This is a genomic window from Kordia jejudonensis (assembly GCF_001005315.1).
In the GTDB taxonomy this organism is placed as follows: Bacteria; Bacteroidota; Bacteroidia; order Flavobacteriales; family Flavobacteriaceae; genus Kordia; species Kordia jejudonensis.
In genome coordinates, this window is record NZ_LBMG01000045.1 from 34,555 (window position 1) to 53,930 (window position 19,376).

Genomic DNA, 19,376 nt, shown 5'->3' on the forward strand with positions numbered 1-19,376 from the left:
AACTAACAACTAATAAAAACGATACATGGAATCAGCAATAATAGCCGTATTTGTCATAGGATATTTAGCCATAACCTTAGAACACAACCTTAAAATTGACAAGCTTATTCCAGCATTAGCCATGATGGCAATATGTTGGGCGTTCATCGCTTTTGGAATAGAAGACTTTCAAAGCTGGTTTGATTCTGGAGCACATGCCCTAGTTGATAACTTTGGCGAAATGGCGAAAGATGATAAAATGCACATTATGGAAGAATCCTTACTGCATCATCTTGGTAAAACCGCCGAAATACTAGTCTTCCTTCTCGGAGCAATGACAATTGTTGAAATTATTGACTATTTCAACGGATTTGCTACCATAAAAAGCTTTATCAAAACCCGCAGTAGAAGCAAAGTACTTTGGATTTTTGCCTTTTTAGCGTTTGTATTATCAGCTATTATTGATAACCTTACGGCAACGATTGTGTTAATTTCCATCTTACAAAAAATCATCAGTGATCGAAACATTCGTATCTGGTATGCAGGTTTAATTATCATTGCTGCGAACGCTGGTGGAGCATGGTCGCCAATTGGAGATGTAACGACAACCATGTTATGGATTGCTGATAGAGTTTCTACAGGAAAATTATTAGCATACCTATTCATTCCATCATTATTATGTATGTTAGTACCAACATTTATTGCAGCAACCTTCTTAAAACCATTCAAAGGAAATCTTCCTGAGGAAGCAGTTTCTAATGACGATAAGCAAACACATCGTTTTGGTCCAACCATGTTATATCTTGGATTATCAGCAATCATATTTGTACCAATATTCAAAGTAGTAACACATTTGCCACCATACGTTGGAATGATGTTATCACTTGCAATTGTTGCCATATTTGCAGAATTATACAGTAATACAAAATTCAGTATGTCAGCCGTTGGAGCAAACGAAGGACATGACGCAGATAGTGAGCATGCCATTGCACCACATCACAGTCCTGTACATCATTCATTATCAAAAATTGAATTGCCAAGTATACTATTCTTCTTAGGAATATTAATGGCAGTAGCCGCTTTAGAATCCTTAGGACTGTTATTTGGATTTGCAGATTGGTTAAAAACTGCGACACCACAATTAGGAACAGAAGCCGCTGCTGGTGGAGTTTCAGACTTAGTAGTACTACTACTTGGAGTTGGTTCGGCAGTAATTGATAATGTACCGTTAGTGGCTGCAAGTTTAGGAATGTTCACGGAAGCTATTGATAATCCATTATGGCATTTCATCGCATTTGCAGCAGGAACAGGAGGAAGTATGTTAATCATTGGTTCCGCAGCAGGAGTTGTGGCAATGGGAATGGAAAAAATAGATTTCTTTTGGTATTTCAAAAAAATATCATGGTTGGCGCTTGCAGGATTCATTGTAGGTTCTGTAGCTTTCATGATTATGAGAACCATTATTTAATATACTTTATTCAAAAATCACACGTTATTATAGTTTAAATTTAAAATACATATGTTATTAATTCAAAAAGGAACTGAGGCTGTTACAGATCCAGAAGTACAAGAAAAAACACTATCAATCTATGAACTCATTGTAAACGGAGGAATTGGAAGTATCATTATAATTAGTGTATTATTTGTATTACTAGCCGTTGCTTTATACATTTATTTTGAACGCTTATTTGCAATCAAATCAGCTTCTAAAATAGATAAAAACTTCATGAATCAAATTAGAGACAATGTTTCTAGTGGAAAGTTAGATGCCGCAAAAATGTTGTGTGCGCAAACCGATTCTCCAGTAGCGCGTTTAACGGAAAAAGGAATCTCTAGAATAGGAAAACCTTTGGAAGATATTAATAAAGCTATTGAAAACGCAGGAACATTAGAAGTATACAAACTAGAAAAAAACGTAAGTATTTTAGCAACAGTAGCTGGTGCCGCACCAATGATTGGTTTCTTGGGAACTGTAATTGGTATGATTTTGGCATTCCATGAAATGGCAACAAGTGGCGGTCAAGCCGAAATGGGCTCGCTAGCAGGCGGTATTTACACGGCAATGACAACAACGGTTGCTGGGTTGATTGTGGGAATTATTGCCTACATAGGATACAATCACTTAGTAGTAAAAACAGATAAAGTGGTGCATCAAATGGAAGCAAATGCAGTAGACTTCTTAGATTTATTAAACGAACCTGTATAATTCATTTCCATGAGATTAAAAGGGAGAAATAAAGTAAGTCCAGAATTCAGTATGTCGTCTATGACGGATATTGTATTCTTGCTATTGGTGTTTTTTATGCTAACATCCAATTCGCCAAATGCACTCGATTTACTCTTGCCAAAAGCAAAAGGAAAATCAACAAATACGCAAAACGTATCTGTAAGTATCAAGAAAAATTTAGAAGTATACATTGATGCAGACAGAGTAAGAGCAGGTCAAGTTGAAGCAAAACTAAGAGCAAAACTAAAAGGTCAAACAGAGCCGACAATCATACTAAGAGCAGAAGAAGGTGTGCCGATTGAAAAAGCGGTAAACATTATGGACATTGCCAATAGAAACAAATATAAAATCATTCTAGCAGTACGGCCACAGTAATGAGTTTGTTGGAAACGAGAAATAAAAAATTCAACGTACCATTCATCTTTATTGCAGGAGTTATATTTCTATTCGGATTAGCTTATTTTGCTAATTATATTGAAAATTTAGGGAAAGATGCGATTGATTTAGAGTTGCCAAAAACTACTGAAAGTGAAACAAATAGTACTTCAATTACTGTACGATTGGCAAAAGGAGAAATCACATATCTTGATTCAACACAAATAAATAGCGTTGAATTAAAAGAAAACATAAAAATAAAATTAGACGGACAACCAAATCCAACCATTCTACTGCATGCTGATGAAGATGTTAGTATTGATAAAGTAGTAGATATTATGGAATTTGCGAATAAAAATACATATAAAGTTATTTTAGGAGTACGATCAAAATAAACGTTATGTCAATATTAAACACAGTACACAAGCGAAAATCAGCAACCATTACTACAATGTTAATGGTATTGTTGTTAATACTCATGTTTCTTTTTGGGATGCAATATTTAGATCCGCCAGAAGAAAGTGGCATTGCTGTTAACTTTGGTACCACGGAAACTGGAAGTGGAAATGTACAGCCTAAAGAAGCTCTAAAACCTGATGCAGCGCCAACACAGCCAGAAGAAGAAGTAGAAGAGCCACAAGAAACCGAAGCAGTTACAGAAGAACAACCTGAAACCAAAACAGAAGAAGTTGCTACGGAAGAAGTAGTAACACAAGATTCAGAAGAAGCAATTGCCATAAAAAAAGCAGAAGAAGCAAAACGTAAAGCGGATGAAGCTGAAAAAGCTGCGAAAGCAGAAGCAGACAGAATTGCGAAAGAAAAACGTGAAGCTAAAGAAAAGTTAGAGCGCGAACAAGCGGAAAAAAGAGCAAAGCTAGATGCAATGATGAATGGCGTGAAAAACTCGGATGGAAATGCTGACGGTGGCGAAGGCGACGATAATGATAAAGGAGACAAAGGAAATCCTAAAGGAGATCCATATGCCACAAGTTACTACGGACAACCAGGCTCTGGAAATGGTGGAACTGGCGGTTTTGGATTAAACGGTAGAAGCAAAGTTAGTGGCGGAAATGTAGACAAACAAGACTGTAATGAATCGGGAAGAGTTGTCGTACAGATTACGGTAGACCGAAATGGTAAAGTAATTGATGCGATTGCTGGAGCAAAAGGAACTACAAATAACGCGGCATGTTTACTAAAACCTGCTGAAAAAGCTGCATATGAATACCGTTGGAATAAAGACGATAATGCGCCTGCAACACAAGTTGGATTCATAGTGGTAAACTTCAAATTGGGACAATAATTTCCTGAGAATAGTATGAATTACGAAGAAACTCTCGATTGGTTATTCAATCAATTACCTTTCTTTCAGCGCCAAGGTGCCAAAGCATTCAAAAAGGATTTACACAACATTCAAAAACTTTCCCAGCACTTACATTTTCCTGAGAAAAAGTTTAAAACAATCCATGTAGCAGGAACCAACGGAAAAGGTTCTACAAGTCATATGATTGCTTCTATTTTGCAAGAAGCTGGATACAATGTAGGTTTATACACATCGCCACATCTAAAAGATTTCAGAGAACGCATTCGCATCAATGGAAAAATGGCGAGCAAGCAATTCGTAATTCAATTTATAAAAAAACACAAAGCATTCTTAGAAGCTGAAAAACTTTCCTTTTTTGAAATGACTGTCGGAATGGCATTTGATTACTTCGCAAAGAAAAAAGTAGACATTGCAGTTATTGAAGTTGGATTAGGCGGACGATTAGATTCTACAAATATCATCACGCCAGAAGTAAGCGTCATCACGAATATAGGTTTTGATCATGTTGGTTTTCTTGGCGATACATTGCCAAAAATTGCGTTTGAAAAAGCAGGAATCATTAAAAAAAATGTACCTGTCGTGATCAGTGAATATCATGAAGAAACGTTTCCTGTATTTACAAAAAGAGCAACTGAAGATAATGCGCAATTACATCTGGCAGAAAAAACAGTGACGCAAAACTATCAAACCGATTTATTAGGAGACTATCAACAGAAAAACTACAAAGCGGCTGTGCAAGCTGCAAAGCTATTAAACGACTTTAAAATTGAAGAAAAACACATTCAAAATGGACTTTTCAATGTTGTTCATAATACAAAGCTTCAAGGAAGATGGCAAATTCTCAATGAAGTCCCAAAAACCATTTGTGATACTGCGCACAATAAAGAAGGTTTAGAAATTGTAATGCGTCAATTGCAAAAAGAACATTTCAGTAATTTGCACATTGTTTTCGGTGTTGTAAAAGACAAAGATTTAACAGAAGTATTTCCATTATTACCAAAAAACGCAACCTACTATTTCTGTTGTCCAAAAATAATTAGAGGATTAGATGCTGTAATATTGCAAGAAAAGGCAAAACAATATGCTTTATTTGGAGACGTATATAATTCTGTTTCAAAAGCCTATGAAGTTGCACAGCAAAAAGCATTGTCAAATGATGTAATATATATCGGTGGAAGTACATTTGTAGTGGCAGAAATAGTTTAAATTTTTTAAGCTTAAATTTTGTCAGATATAAAATCTATTCTATATTTGCATCCGCAATAAGGGCGATTAGCTCAGTTGGTTCAGAGCATCTGCCTTACAAGCAGAGGGTCACTGGTTCGAATCCAGTATCGCCCACTATCTTATTGAAAATGAATTTTGGGTGATTAGCTCAGCTGGTTCAGAGCATCTGCCTTACAAGCAGAGGGTCACTGGTTCGAATCCAGTATTACCCACAAAAAAAGCTTCTCTTAATTGAGAAGCTTTTTTTATTTTACAACAATTCTAATATTCTTTCCAATGCCATTCCGCGCGATCCTTTTATCAATAAGGTGCTATTTTTAACTTTTGGAAAATTCTGCTTTAACGATTCAAAGCTTTTATAAATATGGATGTTGTTGTGTTTATCTTCCGTACTATTAAAATGTTCGCCTATCAAGTAAATGGTGTCAATTTGTAAAGAAGCGGCATAATCGTTAATATGTTGATGTTCTTCAGTTGCAGTAGGACCTAATTCGAACATATCGCCCAAAAAAGCAATCTTTGAAGTGTCTGTTAAGTTTGAAAAGTTGTCCAAAGCGGCTTTCATGCTTGTAGGATTGGCATTATAAGCGTCTAAAATGATTTTATTAGATTCTTTAAGGATAATCTGCGATCTATTGTTAGAAGGGATATATGATTCAATGGCGTCTTTAATATCGCTAAGATCAACCTTGAAATACGTTCCAATAGCGATTGCGACTGCAATATTTGAAAAATTATACGCGCCAATTAACTGACTTCTAATTTTTGTATCCTTAACTTGTACATGAACCATTGGATTTGCTTCAATAAATTGAATGGTAATAGTTGAAGTGTCAGTGCTTCCAAATGTATACTGATTTGCATCTTGCGTTCGTTCAACTTGTTTTGGATCATCATTATTTACAAAAATGAATTTATCATTCGCTTTTAAATAATCATACAATTCGCTTTTTCCTTTAATAACGCCTTCCACACCGCCAAAACCTTCCAAATGGGCTTTTCCAAAATTTGTAATATATCCATAATCTGGTTCAGCAATACTGCTTAAGAAAGCAATTTCCTTTTGATGATTTGCGCCCATTTCTACAATTCCGATCTCCGTTTCAGAATTCATCGAAAGTAGTGTTAATGGTACGCCAATATGATTGTTTAGATTTCCTTTTGTAGCCGTAGTTTGAAATTTTTTAGCCAAAACAACATTGATAAGTTCCTTTGTGGTCGTTTTTCCGTTACTTCCTGTCAATGAAATAATCGGAATATTCAATTGATGTCGGTGGTAGTTTGCGAGTTTCTGTAATGTTTCTAAAACATTCTCAACAAGAATCATGTTGTCAGAACTTTGATGCGCTGCTTCATCAATAATAGCATAGGAAGCTCCTTTTTTTAGCGCTTCCTCGGCATAAATATTTCCGTTAAAATTTTCTCCTTTAAGCGCAAAGAATATACAGTTTGGAGTAATGTTTCTTGAATCTGTGCAAATCACAGGATGCTTCTTAAAAATGGTGTGTAATGCTGCAATCATATCTAAATAGCTGTAATTGGGTTGAAACGAAAAAAAGCCCTGAAACATCAGGGCTTTTTTCAATTACTATCAATAAGTAATATTATTTTCTAGGTCTTTTGTTGTTCTGAGCTTTTGAGCCAACTCTCGACATTGCACATCTAAATCCAATGTAAGAAGTTGCCATGTATTCTGGGAAAGCTCTTCTTTGCGCTGGGTCAATCCAGTATGCTCTATCTTTCCAAGATCCACCTTTGTATACACGAACGTTGTCGTCAATTAAAGTAGTTCTTTCTTCAGATTTGTCATATTGTCTTATCATTCCAGTAGAATCTGATCCAACTTCGTGTTTTGGAGCGTTGTACATTCTCTTCTTGCTTAGTTCAGCTTCGTCATCATCTTCACTAAATAAATCGTAATATCTTGAAGAAGCAACATCACCATCTCTATAGTTTCTGTTGTCAGACTTATCGAAGTTTGTACGTAAGTATGTTTCGTTTTCGTCAACAGGAACTTGCGCTAATTGTCCAGGAAGATTTCTTGCCATAATTCTACCGTTAGCAAGTGTATCATATTTAATACTATCTGCTTGTACAATTTCAACAGTTCCTTCTGAGTTAATTTTATTTTTCATATAAACGTTTCCACGATAGTAGTTAAAGTCACTCGCTTCATCATCTACAATCGGACGGTATACATCAGCTACCCATTCTGCAACGTTTCCAGCCATATCATACAATCCAAAATCATTTGGAGGATACGATTTTACGCGAGCAGTAATATCAGCGCCATCGTCAGACCAACCTGCGATACCACCATAATCACCTTTACCTTGCTTAAAGTTTGCTAACTGATCTCCACGTCTTTTTCTGTTTCCACTTCTTGTGAACTCACCTTTCCATGGATATTTTTTTCTACCACGTACATTGTTGTATTCTCGTAAACCATCTAAACCTTTAGCAGCATATTCCCACTCAGCTTCCGTTGGTAAACGATATTCTGGTAAAATAATTCCACTTGTACGTTTTGCGTATACATTAGAATCTTCTGCATCTTCACCGTCAGCAGCGTCATCATCACTTTCTTTTTTACTTTTTCTGTTAGATTTTTCAGCAATTCTTCCTTTATATTCGTCAATCTTACCACCGTAAGTTTCACTTGGTCTTGTTAAGTATGCTTCTGTACTAAATGTGCTTCCTGAATCAATACTATCTGTTTTTACACCTTTAGCAATATATCCTTCACGCTCAAGAACAGCTTCGTTTACACGATCAGTTCTCCATTGGCAAAATTGAACTGCTTGAATCCAGTTAACACCAACTACAGGATATTCTGCATATCCAGGATGTCTTAGGTAGTTTGTTGTCATCGTTTCGTTAAATCCTAAACGATCTCTCCAGACTAATGTATCTGGTAAAACACCAGTATAAATATTTCTGTAACTTGGATCTTCTGGAGGGAAAACAGTTTTTGTCCAATATAAGTACTCCGTGTACATTAAGTTGGTAACTTCTGTTTCATCCATATAAAATGATTGCACATGTTGTTGGTTTGGAGTATTGTTCCAATCGTGCATTGGGTCATCTTGTGTTTTTCCCATAGTGAAGGTTCCACCTTCTACAAATACTAAACCTGGAGCAGTTTCTTGATCTTTGTATTTAGTGTTGGCTGCAAATCCTCCGTCTTTACCGTCAATTCGCCATCCTGTGGCTCTTGATGTGTTATTAGAGGATGATCTTTTACAGCTAAAAAATCCTAATGAAACTACTGCGGCAAGTAGCATTATTTTTAGTGTTTGCTTTTTCATAGTCAAGACTTGAGTATTGAAAGAAATTTTAGGTTTGCAATATAGCAATTAAAGGCAACTTATCAAGTTTTATTTTAAAATTTAATATGATAGTTTTCTTCATCACAAATATCAATAGTTTTCATATAACGGCAACAGTTGTAATTTATTATTCTTAATTTTGTTTTTTTGAAGAAATACCCAAATCTTTTAATAATAATTGATTTGTTTTATCGTTACATATCCAAATGAAAAAAAAACTCACTTTTCTCCTTAGTCTCCTATTCCTAGGATTGCATGCGCAAAACAAGCATTTTGACATCGCTTGGGATGCAACTACAAAAGAATATACTGCCGAAAATGTTTCCATAAAATTACCAACATTTAACAAAGAAAACTTTGTATATAATGGTGATGGAACGATAAGTTTTGTAGCACAATGGGATGATGACCGAATTGCCAATCAAAATTCAATTCGTTTTGATAATATTACATATAGTGTCATGACAAGTGCGCAATTGGGGAATATTGACACACAAAAACTTCCGTCAGTAGCCGCATTAAAATTGTACAACTCCAAAGCACGCGGAAAAAATAATCACATCTTAGAGGTGTCTCCATTAATTAACGAAAATGGAGTTATAAAAAAAGTAACAAGTTTTGATATCAGTTACAATTTCAATGCTAGTAGAACTTTTTCTTCTAGTAAAACGGAAGATATTACAAACTCTGTATTAGCATCAGGAAATTTCTATAGATTCTCTGTGCAAGAATCTGGCGTGTATAGAATTGATGCGAATTTTTTAAATCAAATTGGACTCAATACAGGAAACATAAATCCAAGAAAATTAAAAATATATGGTAATGGAGGAAGAATGTTGCCATTATTAAACTCATTGAATGAAAATTATGACGTTGCCGAAAATGCAATTACGGTAATTGGCGAAGAAGATGGAGCATTCAACGAAAGTGATTATATTTTATTTTATGCGGAAGGTCCAAAAAAATGGAATAGCGACAGTCAAACACACATTAACGCATATACTGATAAAACTTTCTATTACATTACTACGGAAGGTGCCGAAGATGGAAAACGAATTCCAGAAGCAATTCAACCCGCAGGAACACCTGATGTAACAATTACACAATATAATGATTACCAATACCACGAAGAAGACAATGTAAATATTGTAAAGCTTGGGCGACGATGGTTTGGAGATGTATTTAATATTGAAACCGAAAAAACGTTCGATTTTACATTGCCAAATTTGGTTACTTCTGAACCTGTAATTATAGGAATCAAACCCGCAGCAATATCCAACAGTGCAACTTCAATGTCCACACTAATAAATGGACAACCTGCAGAAAATATCAACGGACAATCAACGTTTAATTTCAATTTTGCTGCTATAAACAATTCTTCGTTTGCAACACAACACATTGTTCCTGGAGCATCACAATTGCGTCAAGGATTGATAGAAGATCAAGTAAATTTAACTTCTGAAGACCTAAGTATTACACTGAACTATTCCAACAATGGTGTAGCAGGTTCTGTAGGATATTTAGACTATATCTCAGTAGCTTCAACGCGCATGTTAATGGGCGTCGGATCACAATTTAAATTTCAATACAATGAAGCGCGAAACATCATTGGAGTTGGAGAATACGTAATAGGAAATGCCGCTACCATTCCAGAAGTTTGGGACATTACAGATATTTGGAATGTAACAAAAATTACAAATACTGGAGCTGCTAATATGACGTTTACGGCACCAATGGGAGAAATAAGAGAATACATTGCGCTAGACAATTCGCAGATATTATTTCCAACATTAGAGCCAAACAGTTTAGTAGTAAATCAAGACCTAAAAGGAACAATATTTTCTAATGGCGATGTTGATTATATTATCATTTCTCCTCAAGAATTTGTTTCACAAGCAGAACGCTTAGCAGACTTTCATAGAACAAATTCTGGATTGCAAGTGCAAGTAGTTACGTTGCAAAGTATCTATAACGAATTCAATACAGGCAATGCAGACATTGGCGCTATTCGTAACTTCATTAAATATGTATATGACAATGCAAGTTCTGATGAAAACAGATTGAAATATGTCAATTTTTTCGGAGATGCTTCCTATGATTATAAAAATAGAATTGAAGAAAACACAAATATAGTTCCCGTATTTCAAGCCTATGAAAGCTTTAATCTTACTAGAGGTTTCATGACAGATGATTTCTTCGGAATGATGGATGACAATGAAGGCACATTAGCCATTGCCGATCGTTTAGACATCGCTTTAGGTAGAATGCTAATCATGGATCAAAGCCAGGCAAAAGCAATGGTAGACAAAGTGTTAACTTATTACAGCAAAGAAGCATACGGAAGATGGAGAAATACAGTTACCATTGTATCCGATGATGCCGAAGATAACTCTGATAAAGACTTACAAATTGACTTAGATGCGCTTGGAAATACAATAAGTTCCAACAAACCATTTATAAATGTATCTAAAATTCACTCGGATGCATACGTACAACAAACCTCGGCAGGTGGAGAACGATATCCTGAAGTAAATGAAGCTATCAAAGACAATATCGCCTTAGGTTCGTTAGTTGTAAACTACTTCGGACATGGAGGAGAAGACGGCTTGGCAGGAGAACGAATCTTTGAAAAAAATGATTCACAAGAACTTAGAAACGATTGCAGATTGCCATTATTTATCACAATTACTTGTGAATATACACGTTTTGACAATCCATTGCGTCAAACAGCTGGTGAATTCATGTTTTGGAACGAAGAAGGTGGCGCCGTATCACTTTTAACAACAACACGACAAATATTTCAAAACGTTGGTGTAAGCATCAACGAACTACTAGCAAGATACTTGTTTTCTTATGGTTCTAATGAATATCAGCCAATATCAGAAGCATTACGCCAGACAAAAAACTTAGTGACAACAAGCAATAAAAGAACCGTTTTCTACATCGGAGATCCAGCATTAACACTTGCAATACCAAAACCACGTGTCAATCTAACAGCCATCAACGATGTTCCTATAACACAAGCTACAGATACGCTAAAAGCGTTGAGTAAAATAAAAATGGCAGGAAACATCTCGGATGAGTTTGGAAACTTATTAAACACTTACAACGGAACGGTATTTTCTACGATTTATGATAAAAAAATTCAGCGTCAAACGCTATCAAATGACTTTCCTTTCATATTCAATTTTGAAACATTGGGCGAAATTATCTTCAGAGGAAAAGCCGCAGTAACCAACGGAATCTTTGAATTCGAATTTGTAGTGCCGCGTGATATTGCTATTCCTGTAGGAAGTGGAAGAATTAGTTTCTACGCAGAAAAAGGCGATGTGCTAGAAGATCATACGGGTGTCAATGAAAGTTTTCTTGTGGGAGAATTAAATGAAGATGCGCCAGTAGACAATGCGCCGCCAGTTGTAAACTTATTTATGAATGATGAAAGCTTTGTTTCTGGAGGAATTACCAATGAATCTCCATTCTTACTCGCAAAACTATCCGATGAAAATGGAATCAATACGGCAAGCGGAATTGGTCATGATATTGTCGGAATCCTTGATGGAGATGAAGTTAATCCATACATTCTTAACGACTATTACGAAACAGAACTCAACGATTACACACGCGGAATTGTAAAATTTCCATTTCGTGATTTAGAAGAAGGAACACATACACTCACACTAAAAGCTTGGGATGTATACAACAATTCAACAACAACGGAAATACAATTTACAGTCTTCAATGAAAACAACGCACTGACCATTACCAATGTGTTAAACTATCCAAACCCTTTTGTTAGCTATACCGAATTTTGGTTCAATCACAACAGTTCAAGCGAACTCGATGTAATGATTCAAGTATTTACTATTTCAGGTAAAGTAGTTCGTACACTTGTAGGAAAAGCAAATGCTGGTGCAAGTAGTAAAGATTTTGGTTCGCTTTCGCGAGATATTATCTGGGATGGAAAAGATGATTTTGGAGATAAATTGGCAAAAGGAGTCTATGTATACAAGATTACAGTAAAATCTCCGTTAACTAATCAGAAAGTTGAAAAATTCGAAAAACTTGTAATACTATAAATAAAACTTATATTTGTTAAAATTTAACTGAATGAAGAAGATATTTCTATCCATATTGTGTTTAATTCCCTTAGGGATGTATGCACAAACGACGATTGTTAATCCAAATGATACAAGAGTAATCACTACGGGAGTTCCTTTCCTACTCATCACTCCAGATGCACGTGCAGGAGGAATGGGAGAACTAGGAGTTGCCACATCGCCAGATACGTATTCGCAACAGTGGAATCCTGCTAAATACGCCTTTGCCAAAGAACAAATTGGAGTTGGTTTAAGTTATACACCATACTTAAGTGACTTGGTAAATGATATATTTCTAGGAAACCTAACATTCTATAACAGAATCAACGAAAGAAGTGCTTGGTCTGCAAGTATCAAATATTTCAGTTTAGGAGAAATTGAAATCATTACACAACAACAAGCTGATATCGGAAACTTTACACCACTAATCGAAAGACCAAACGAATTAGCAATTGATGCATCGTACGCTTTACGTTTAAGTGATCAATTCTCAATGTCGGTAACAGGTCGTTTCTTGCGTTCTGATTTAAAATTACAATCGCAACCAGACACAGAAGCCAATGCAGCAAGTACATTTGCGGTAGACATTGCAGGATACTATCAGTCTGAAGAAATTGCATACGACAGTTACAATGGTCGTTGGAGAGCTGGTTTCAACATCTCTAACTTAGGTCCAAAACTAAAATATGACGATTTAGGTCAAGAAAACTTCCTGCCAACTCAATTAAGACTTGGTGGAGGATTTGATTTTATCTTTGACGAATACAACAAACTATCGGTAAGTGCCGAAGTAACAAAACTATTAGTACCAACACCTCCGAAACTCGGTTTTGTTGATTTAGATGATAACGGATCACAAGATATTGACGATCCTACAACACCTAACGTTGACGAAAATGAACCAACAATCATTGTAGAAGGACAAGATGATGATGTAAGTTTCGTATCTGGAATATTTCAATCATTTGGAGATGCGCCAGGCGGATTTAGTGAAGAACTCAAAGAATTTACCTATGCATTAGGTGTAGAATATTGGTATCAAGATTCATTCGCATTACGTACAGGATATTTCAACGAAAGCGAAATCAAAGGAGCAAGAAAGTTTTTCACTCTTGGAGCTGGATTCAAATACAGCGCTGTAAAAATTGATGTATCATACCTTTTCTCAGCTTCACAAGTAAAAAATCCATTAGAAAACACATTGCGTTTCTCTCTCACATTCAACTTAGGAGATGAGTACGATGAATTCTAAAATTCAATAAAAAATATACAAAAGCCTTTCAACCAACTTGAAAGGCTTTTTTTATATAAAAGATTTTTTTCAAAATCTCACCAAACACCCAACACCCAATACCCAATACCCAATACCCAATACCCAAATTACGTCATTCCATAAATATTCATTATCTTTCTAAGCTTTTTTGATAACAATACAACTCGTCAAAAAGAAAACAGAAATTTCAAATGCAAGAAATAAAAATTACAACAACACTTACGTGTTATGACAACATAGCGGAACTTCCTGAAAATGTACAAGAACTCATGCAAAGTGCTGTAGAAGCGCGAAAAAAAGCATACGCTCCATATTCAAACTTTAGAGTTGGTGCGGCACTTCTTTTAGAAAATGGAGAAACAATACAAGGAAACAATCAGGAAAATGCGGCGTATCCATCAGGACTTTGCGCAGAACGTGTGGCAATCTTTCATGCGGGAGCCACGTATCCAGGTGTCAAAATAAAACAAATAGCGATTACGGCGACATCAGATCATCATGTCAACAAAACGCCAATTCCTCCATGTGGTTCGTGCAGACAATCAATTGCAGAATACGAAATGCGTCAAGAATCGCCAATTGAAATCTATTTCATGGGCGGCGAAGGAAAAATTATGAAATCTGATTCACTCAAAGATTTATTACCCTTAATTTTTGATAAGTCGTACCTATAACAAAACATAAAAATGCTCAAAAATATTCGTGAAGTGAAAAAATAAAGAGCCGAAAAAAATATTTTAGGCTTTCGATAACGTTTTCGAAATAATAATTCATGTTAAAACAGCGATAAATTCGCGCTACATTTTTTCACTTCTTATTAAAATAGTATTTTTGTTATCGTTTCATTAAAAAACAAACAACAAAAGCATAAACCCTTAAAATGGAATTGTTACTATTTTAAATAACAATACCAACCAATTTGAAATAGATGAAAAAGATCACTAAAGAAGTATACCGTAAATGGTATGAGGAGATGTTATTCTGGAGAAAATTTGAAGACAAACTAGCTGCTGTATACATTCAGCAAAAAGTTCGTGGATTTCTTCACTTATACAACGGTCAAGAAGCTGTTTTAGCAGGATCATTACACGCAATGGATTTATCAAAAGATAAAATGATAACTGCGTATAGAAACCACGTGCAACCAATTGGAATGGGCGTTGATCCTAAAAAAGTAATGGCAGAACTATACGGAAAAGCCACAGGAACATCACAAGGACTTGGAGGTTCAATGCACATATTTGCACCCGAACAAGGATTTTATGGTGGACACGGAATTGTGGGTGGACAAATTCCATTAGGAGCCGGATTAGCTTTTGCTGACAAATATTTCAAACGAAATGCAGTAACACTTTGCTACATGGGAGATGGAGCTGTACGTCAAGGATCCTTACATGAAACATTCAACATGGCAATGAACTGGAAACTTCCAGTAGTATTTATCTGTGAAAACAACGGATACGCCATGGGAACTTCTGTAGAAAGAACTGCAAACCATACAGACATTTGGAAACTAGGTTTGGGCTATGAAATGCCTTGCGGACCTGTAGACGGAATGAATCCTGAAAAAGTTGCCGAAGCTGTACACGAAGCTGTTGAAAGAGCTAGACGCGGAGACGGGCCAACATTCTTAGAAATGAAAACATACCGTTACAGAGGTCACTCAATGTCTGATGCACAAAAATATAGAACAAAAGACGAAGTAGAAGAATACAAAAAAATAGATCCTATTACGCAAGTAAAGGAAACGCTACTCGAAAAAAAGTACGCTACAGAAGACGAAATTGCAGAAATGGATAAGCGTGTAAAAGCGTTGGTAAAAGAATGTGAACAATTTGCTGAAGATTCGCCATATCCAGAAAAAAGCCTAATGTACGATGCTGTGTACGAACAAGAAGATTATCCATTTTTACCTCATAAACTATAATAAAACATGGCGGAAATCATAAACATGCCGAGATTAAGTGACACCATGGAAGAAGGTGTTGTGGCAACATGGTTAAAACAAGTAGGTGATAAAGTTGAAGAAGGTGATATTCTCGCTGAGATTGAAACCGACAAAGCAACAATGGAATTCGAATCCTTTCATGAAGGAACATTACTATACATTGGTGTTCAAGAAGGAGAAACGGCACCAGTTGACACACTTTTGGCAATCATAGGTGACGAAGGAGAAGATGTTGACGCTTTGGTAAAAGGTGCAGGATCAGCTTCAAATGAAGAAACGAAAGAAGACAAATCTGATGAGAAACCAGATGAAAAGTCTGAAGCAACAACAGCTTCAACAGATACATCCTCAGAAAAAGCAACAATGCCAGAAGGAGCAATCGTAGTTACGATGCCAAGACTGAGTGATACCATGGAAGAAGGAACAGTAGCTTCTTGGTTAAAATCAGTTGGAGACAAAATAGAAGAAGGCGACATCTTAGCAGAAATCGAAACAGATAAAGCAACGATGGAGTTTGAGTCCTTCAATGAAGGAACATTACTTTACATTGGTGTTCAAGAAGGAGAAACTGCACCGGTTGATAGCATTTTAGCCGTAATTGGTAAAGAAGGAACAGATGTAGATCAGGCGTTAAAAGCCGCTTCTGCGGGAAACGACTCAGCTCCAGAAGAAGAAACATCAACAAAGGAAGAAGCACCAAAAGAAGCAAGTCCAGCAACGGAAACAAAAGCTTCTGGAAGCGAATCTTCAGGTGATAGAATATTTGCATCACCATTAGCAAAGAAAATTGCAGCAGATAAAGGAATCAACTTAGCAGATGTTTCTGGTTCAGGAGAAAATGGACGTATCGTAAAGCGCGATATTGAAAACTTCCAACCAGCAGCAAAAGAAGCTCCAGCTGCCAAAGCAACGAATTCTAAATCTGCGGAAGCAACTACATCAGCTCCAGCTCCAGCACCTTTTGTGCCAGCAGGAGAAGAAAGCAGCGAAGAAGTGAAAAACTCGCAAATGCGTAAAACAATTGCACGCCGTTTAGGAGAATCAAAATTCTCTGCGCCACACTATTACCTTACGGTAGAATTGGACATGGACAATGCAATTGCTTCTAGAAAAACAATCAACGCGATTCCAGATATCAAAGTATCATTCAATGATATGATTGTTAAAGCCTGTGCGATGGCATTACGCAAACATCCACAAGTAAATACAAGCTGGAATGATGCCACAACTACATACAACAAACACATTCACGTTGGTGTAGCGGTTGCAGTTGATGACGGATTGTTAGTTCCTGTGTTAAAATTTGCAGATCAAATGAGTTTAACAACCATTGGCGCAAACGTACGTGATTTAGCAGGAAAAGCAAGAAACAAAAAGATTTCTCCAGCAGAAATGGAAGGAAGTACCTTTACGATTTCTAACTTAGGAATGTTTGGAATCTTAGAATTTACTTCAATTATCAATCAGCCAAACTCAGCAATCTTATCGGTTGGTGCTATTGTAGAAAAACCAGTAGTCAAAAACGGAGAAATTGTTGTCGGAAATACAATGAAAGTAACATTAGCATGCGATCACAGAACAGTTGATGGCGCAACAGGAGCACAATTCCTGCAAACTGTAAAACAGTATGTGGAAAATCCTGTGACAATGTTAGCATAAACAGAACACACTTAAAAAAATCCCACGGAAGTGGGATTTTTTGTTTAAATTCATATCATAATCAATCAAAAACTATCAATCAATGAAACACTTAAAAAATATACTAGGAATCTGTCTTATAACGCTTCTTGTTTTCTCATGTAAAACAAAAGAAATTGTCATCGAAGCACAAGAAGTTGACGATATTGTAACCTATTTGGCTTCTGACGAATTGGAAGGAAGAGATACAGGAACTGAAGGTATTGAAAAAGCGGCTGTGTACATCGAGAACTATTTCAAGGACTTAGGTGTAAAACCATATTTTGATACGTATCGTGATAGTTTTACGGTAAAAGATAAAAATGCGTTTAATGTAATTGGATACTTAGAAGGAACAGATCCTGATTTAAAAAATGAATTTGTCATCATTGGCGCACATTATGATCATATAGGAATGATAAAAGAAGAAAACGGAGATGCAATTGCTAATGGTGCTAATGACAACGCCGCAGGAGTAGGAACAGTTATGGCAATGGCAAAATACTTTGCGAAGACAAAAAGCAACAAAAGAAGTATCTTATTTACATTATTCTCTGCGGAAGAAAAAGGTTTATTGGGTTCAAAATATTTAGCAGAAACATTAAAAGCTAAAAACATTGATTTATACATTATGTTGAACTTTGAAATGGTTGGTGTGCCGTTAGTTGATAAAGATTACACAGCTTATGTAACAGGTTTTGACAAAACGAATCTTGCCGAAAAAATGAACGAATACGCAGGAAAGAAAATTGCAGGATTCTTGCCAAAAGCAGGCGAATACAGATTATTCATGCGTTCGGATAACTATCCGTTTTTCAAAGAATTCAATGTGCCTTGTCAAACATTCTCTACGTTCGATTTTACAAACTTTCAACACTATCACAAAGTAGGAGACGAGTCTGAAAAAATGGATTTCAATCACATGGCAACATTCGTAAATACGTTTATTCCAGCAGTGAAAAAAGCGGTCAATGCACCAACGAAAGAAATCAAAATGAAAAGTTTGCTAGATGAATAATTCAATTCAACATTAAAATTACCACTTGAATTTATCATATTAAGTTTTTATCAAAACTAGAATCATAAAAGAAAATACACACGATGAAAAACATCATCATTACAGGAACTAGTAGAGGAATCGGTTTCGAATTGGTACATCTTTTTGCAAAAGAAGGTTACAACATTTTAGCGCTTTCGCGAAATGAAAAACCAATTACAAATCTCAACTTTGAAAACATTACATCGTTTGCATTTGATCTTAGTAAGCCAGAAGATTATGAACGTGTCACAGATTTTGTAAAAGAAAACTGGGAACAAGTCGATATCGTAATTCACAATGCAGGCGCGTTGCTCAACAGACCTTTTGCAGAAACAACAATGGAAGATTTCAAATGGATTTATGAAGTCAATGTATTTGGTGTGGCTGAGTTGAGTCGTGTATTATTACCTTACATGGTTTCAGGAAGTCATGTAGTTACTATCAGTTCTATGGGAGGAATTCAAGGAAGCATGAAATTCCCAGGATTAGCCGCATACAGTTCCTCGAAAGGCGCTGTAATAACGTTGGTAGAACTATTAGCCGAAGAACACAAAGACGCAGGAATTGCATTCAATGTGTTAGCATTAGGCGCTGTACAAACCGAAATGTTGGAAGAAGCATTTCCAGGGTATCAAGCACCATTAAGTGCTTTAGAAATGGCAACATACATTCGCGATTTCTCTTTGACAGGAAACAAATACTACAACGGGAAAATCATGCAGGTTTCGAGTTCTACGCCTTAGTTTATTTTCTTCAAATAACATTTTACCTATATAAAAACAAAAAAACGGAAGCCAACTAGCTTCCGTTTTTCTATATATTTTTATTATACGCTTCAATTCTCAATTCTAAAAGCAAAGATTCTGTGTTAACAACCAAGA

15 protein-coding genes and 2 tRNA genes are annotated in these 19,376 nt (G+C 36.0%); 15 read left to right on the plus strand and 2 right to left on the minus strand.

Going from position 1 to position 19,376, the window contains the following annotated elements; translation table 11 throughout:
- Positions 1-25: 25 nt before the first annotated feature.
- The 8 genes from nhaD (at position 26) to AA089_RS18385 (ending at position 5,344) form a co-directional block, all read left to right on the plus strand.
- Positions 26-1,447, plus strand: a complete 1,422-nt coding sequence (gene nhaD / locus AA089_RS18350; RefSeq protein WP_046758452.1) for a sodium:proton antiporter NhaD — start codon at positions 26-28, stop codon at positions 1,445-1,447.
- A gap of 51 nt (positions 1,448-1,498) precedes the next feature.
- Positions 1,499-2,185 (plus strand): MotA/TolQ/ExbB proton channel family protein, encoded by a 687-nt coding sequence (locus tag AA089_RS18355; RefSeq protein WP_046758453.1) that lies wholly within the window; start codon positions 1,499-1,501, stop codon positions 2,183-2,185.
- 9 nt (positions 2,186-2,194) lie between these two features.
- On the plus strand, positions 2,195-2,581 hold the full coding sequence (locus AA089_RS18360; protein ID WP_046758454.1) for an ExbD/TolR family protein: 387 nt from the start codon (positions 2,195-2,197) through the stop codon (positions 2,579-2,581).
- On the plus strand, positions 2,581-2,976 hold the full coding sequence (locus AA089_RS18365; RefSeq protein ID WP_053002570.1) for an ExbD/TolR family protein: 396 nt from the start codon (positions 2,581-2,583) through the stop codon (positions 2,974-2,976). Before AA089_RS18360 ends, AA089_RS18365 begins: the two co-directional genes overlap by 1 nt.
- A gap of 5 nt (positions 2,977-2,981) precedes the next feature.
- The gene (locus tag AA089_RS18370; protein WP_046758455.1) at positions 2,982-3,884 is read left to right on the plus strand and encodes an energy transducer TonB family protein; all 903 of its coding nucleotides are present in this window, start codon (positions 2,982-2,984) and stop codon (positions 3,882-3,884) included.
- Positions 3,885-3,899: 15 nt separating this feature from the next.
- A complete protein-coding gene (locus AA089_RS18375; protein WP_046758456.1) occupies positions 3,900-5,111 on the plus strand; it encodes a bifunctional folylpolyglutamate synthase/dihydrofolate synthase in 1,212 nt (403 codons plus the stop codon).
- A 60-nt stretch (positions 5,112-5,171) separates the two neighbouring features.
- Positions 5,172-5,246, plus strand: a tRNA-Val gene (locus tag AA089_RS18380).
- Between the two features lie 23 nt (positions 5,247-5,269).
- Positions 5,270-5,344: transfer RNA gene (locus AA089_RS18385), tRNA-Val, on the plus strand.
- A 38-nt stretch (positions 5,345-5,382) separates the two neighbouring features.
- Here AA089_RS18385 and AA089_RS18390 read toward each other — a convergent pair.
- Both AA089_RS18390 and gldJ read right to left on the minus strand, forming a co-directional pair.
- Positions 5,383-6,654, minus strand: coding sequence for a UDP-N-acetylmuramoyl-tripeptide--D-alanyl-D-alanine ligase (locus AA089_RS18390; RefSeq protein ID WP_046758469.1), 1,272 nt, complete (start codon positions 6,652-6,654; stop codon positions 5,383-5,385).
- Positions 6,655-6,736: 82 nt separating this feature from the next.
- The gene (gene gldJ, locus AA089_RS18395; RefSeq protein WP_046758457.1) at positions 6,737-8,440 is read right to left on the minus strand and encodes a gliding motility lipoprotein GldJ; all 1,704 of its coding nucleotides are present in this window, start codon (positions 8,438-8,440) and stop codon (positions 6,737-6,739) included.
- 227 nt (positions 8,441-8,667) lie between these two features.
- On the opposite strand from gldJ, the gene porU reads away from it, so the two are divergent.
- The 7 genes from porU to AA089_RS18430 all read left to right on the plus strand — a co-directional run bounded on the left by porU (position 8,668) and on the right by AA089_RS18430 (position 19,238).
- Complete coding sequence (gene porU / locus AA089_RS18400) at positions 8,668-12,537, plus strand: type IX secretion system sortase PorU (protein ID WP_046758458.1); 3,870 nt, start codon at positions 8,668-8,670, stop codon at positions 12,535-12,537.
- A 31-nt stretch (positions 12,538-12,568) separates the two neighbouring features.
- The gene (gene porV, locus AA089_RS18405; protein ID WP_046758459.1) at positions 12,569-13,810 is read left to right on the plus strand and encodes a type IX secretion system outer membrane channel protein PorV; all 1,242 of its coding nucleotides are present in this window, start codon (positions 12,569-12,571) and stop codon (positions 13,808-13,810) included.
- A 212-nt stretch (positions 13,811-14,022) separates the two neighbouring features.
- Positions 14,023-14,505 (plus strand): cytidine deaminase, encoded by a 483-nt coding sequence (gene cdd, locus AA089_RS18410; RefSeq protein ID WP_046758460.1) that lies wholly within the window; start codon positions 14,023-14,025, stop codon positions 14,503-14,505.
- 254 nt (positions 14,506-14,759) lie between these two features.
- Entirely contained in the window at positions 14,760-15,758 is a 999-nt protein-coding gene (gene pdhA / locus AA089_RS18415; RefSeq protein WP_046758461.1) for a pyruvate dehydrogenase (acetyl-transferring) E1 component subunit alpha, read from the plus strand.
- A 6-nt stretch (positions 15,759-15,764) separates the two neighbouring features.
- Positions 15,765-17,438, plus strand: a complete 1,674-nt coding sequence (locus AA089_RS18420) for a pyruvate dehydrogenase complex dihydrolipoamide acetyltransferase (protein ID WP_046758462.1) — start codon at positions 15,765-15,767, stop codon at positions 17,436-17,438.
- 82 nt (positions 17,439-17,520) lie between these two features.
- Positions 17,521-18,474: a M28 family metallopeptidase gene (locus tag AA089_RS18425; RefSeq protein WP_046758463.1), complete on the plus strand. Its 954-nt coding sequence runs from the start codon at positions 17,521-17,523 to the stop codon at positions 18,472-18,474.
- Positions 18,475-18,557: 83 nt separating this feature from the next.
- Positions 18,558-19,238 carry an SDR family NAD(P)-dependent oxidoreductase gene (locus AA089_RS18430; protein WP_046758464.1) on the plus strand — a complete coding sequence of 227 codons (681 nt, stop codon included), beginning with the start codon at positions 18,558-18,560 and terminating at the stop codon, positions 19,236-19,238.
- Positions 19,239-19,376: the final 138 nt, after the last annotated feature.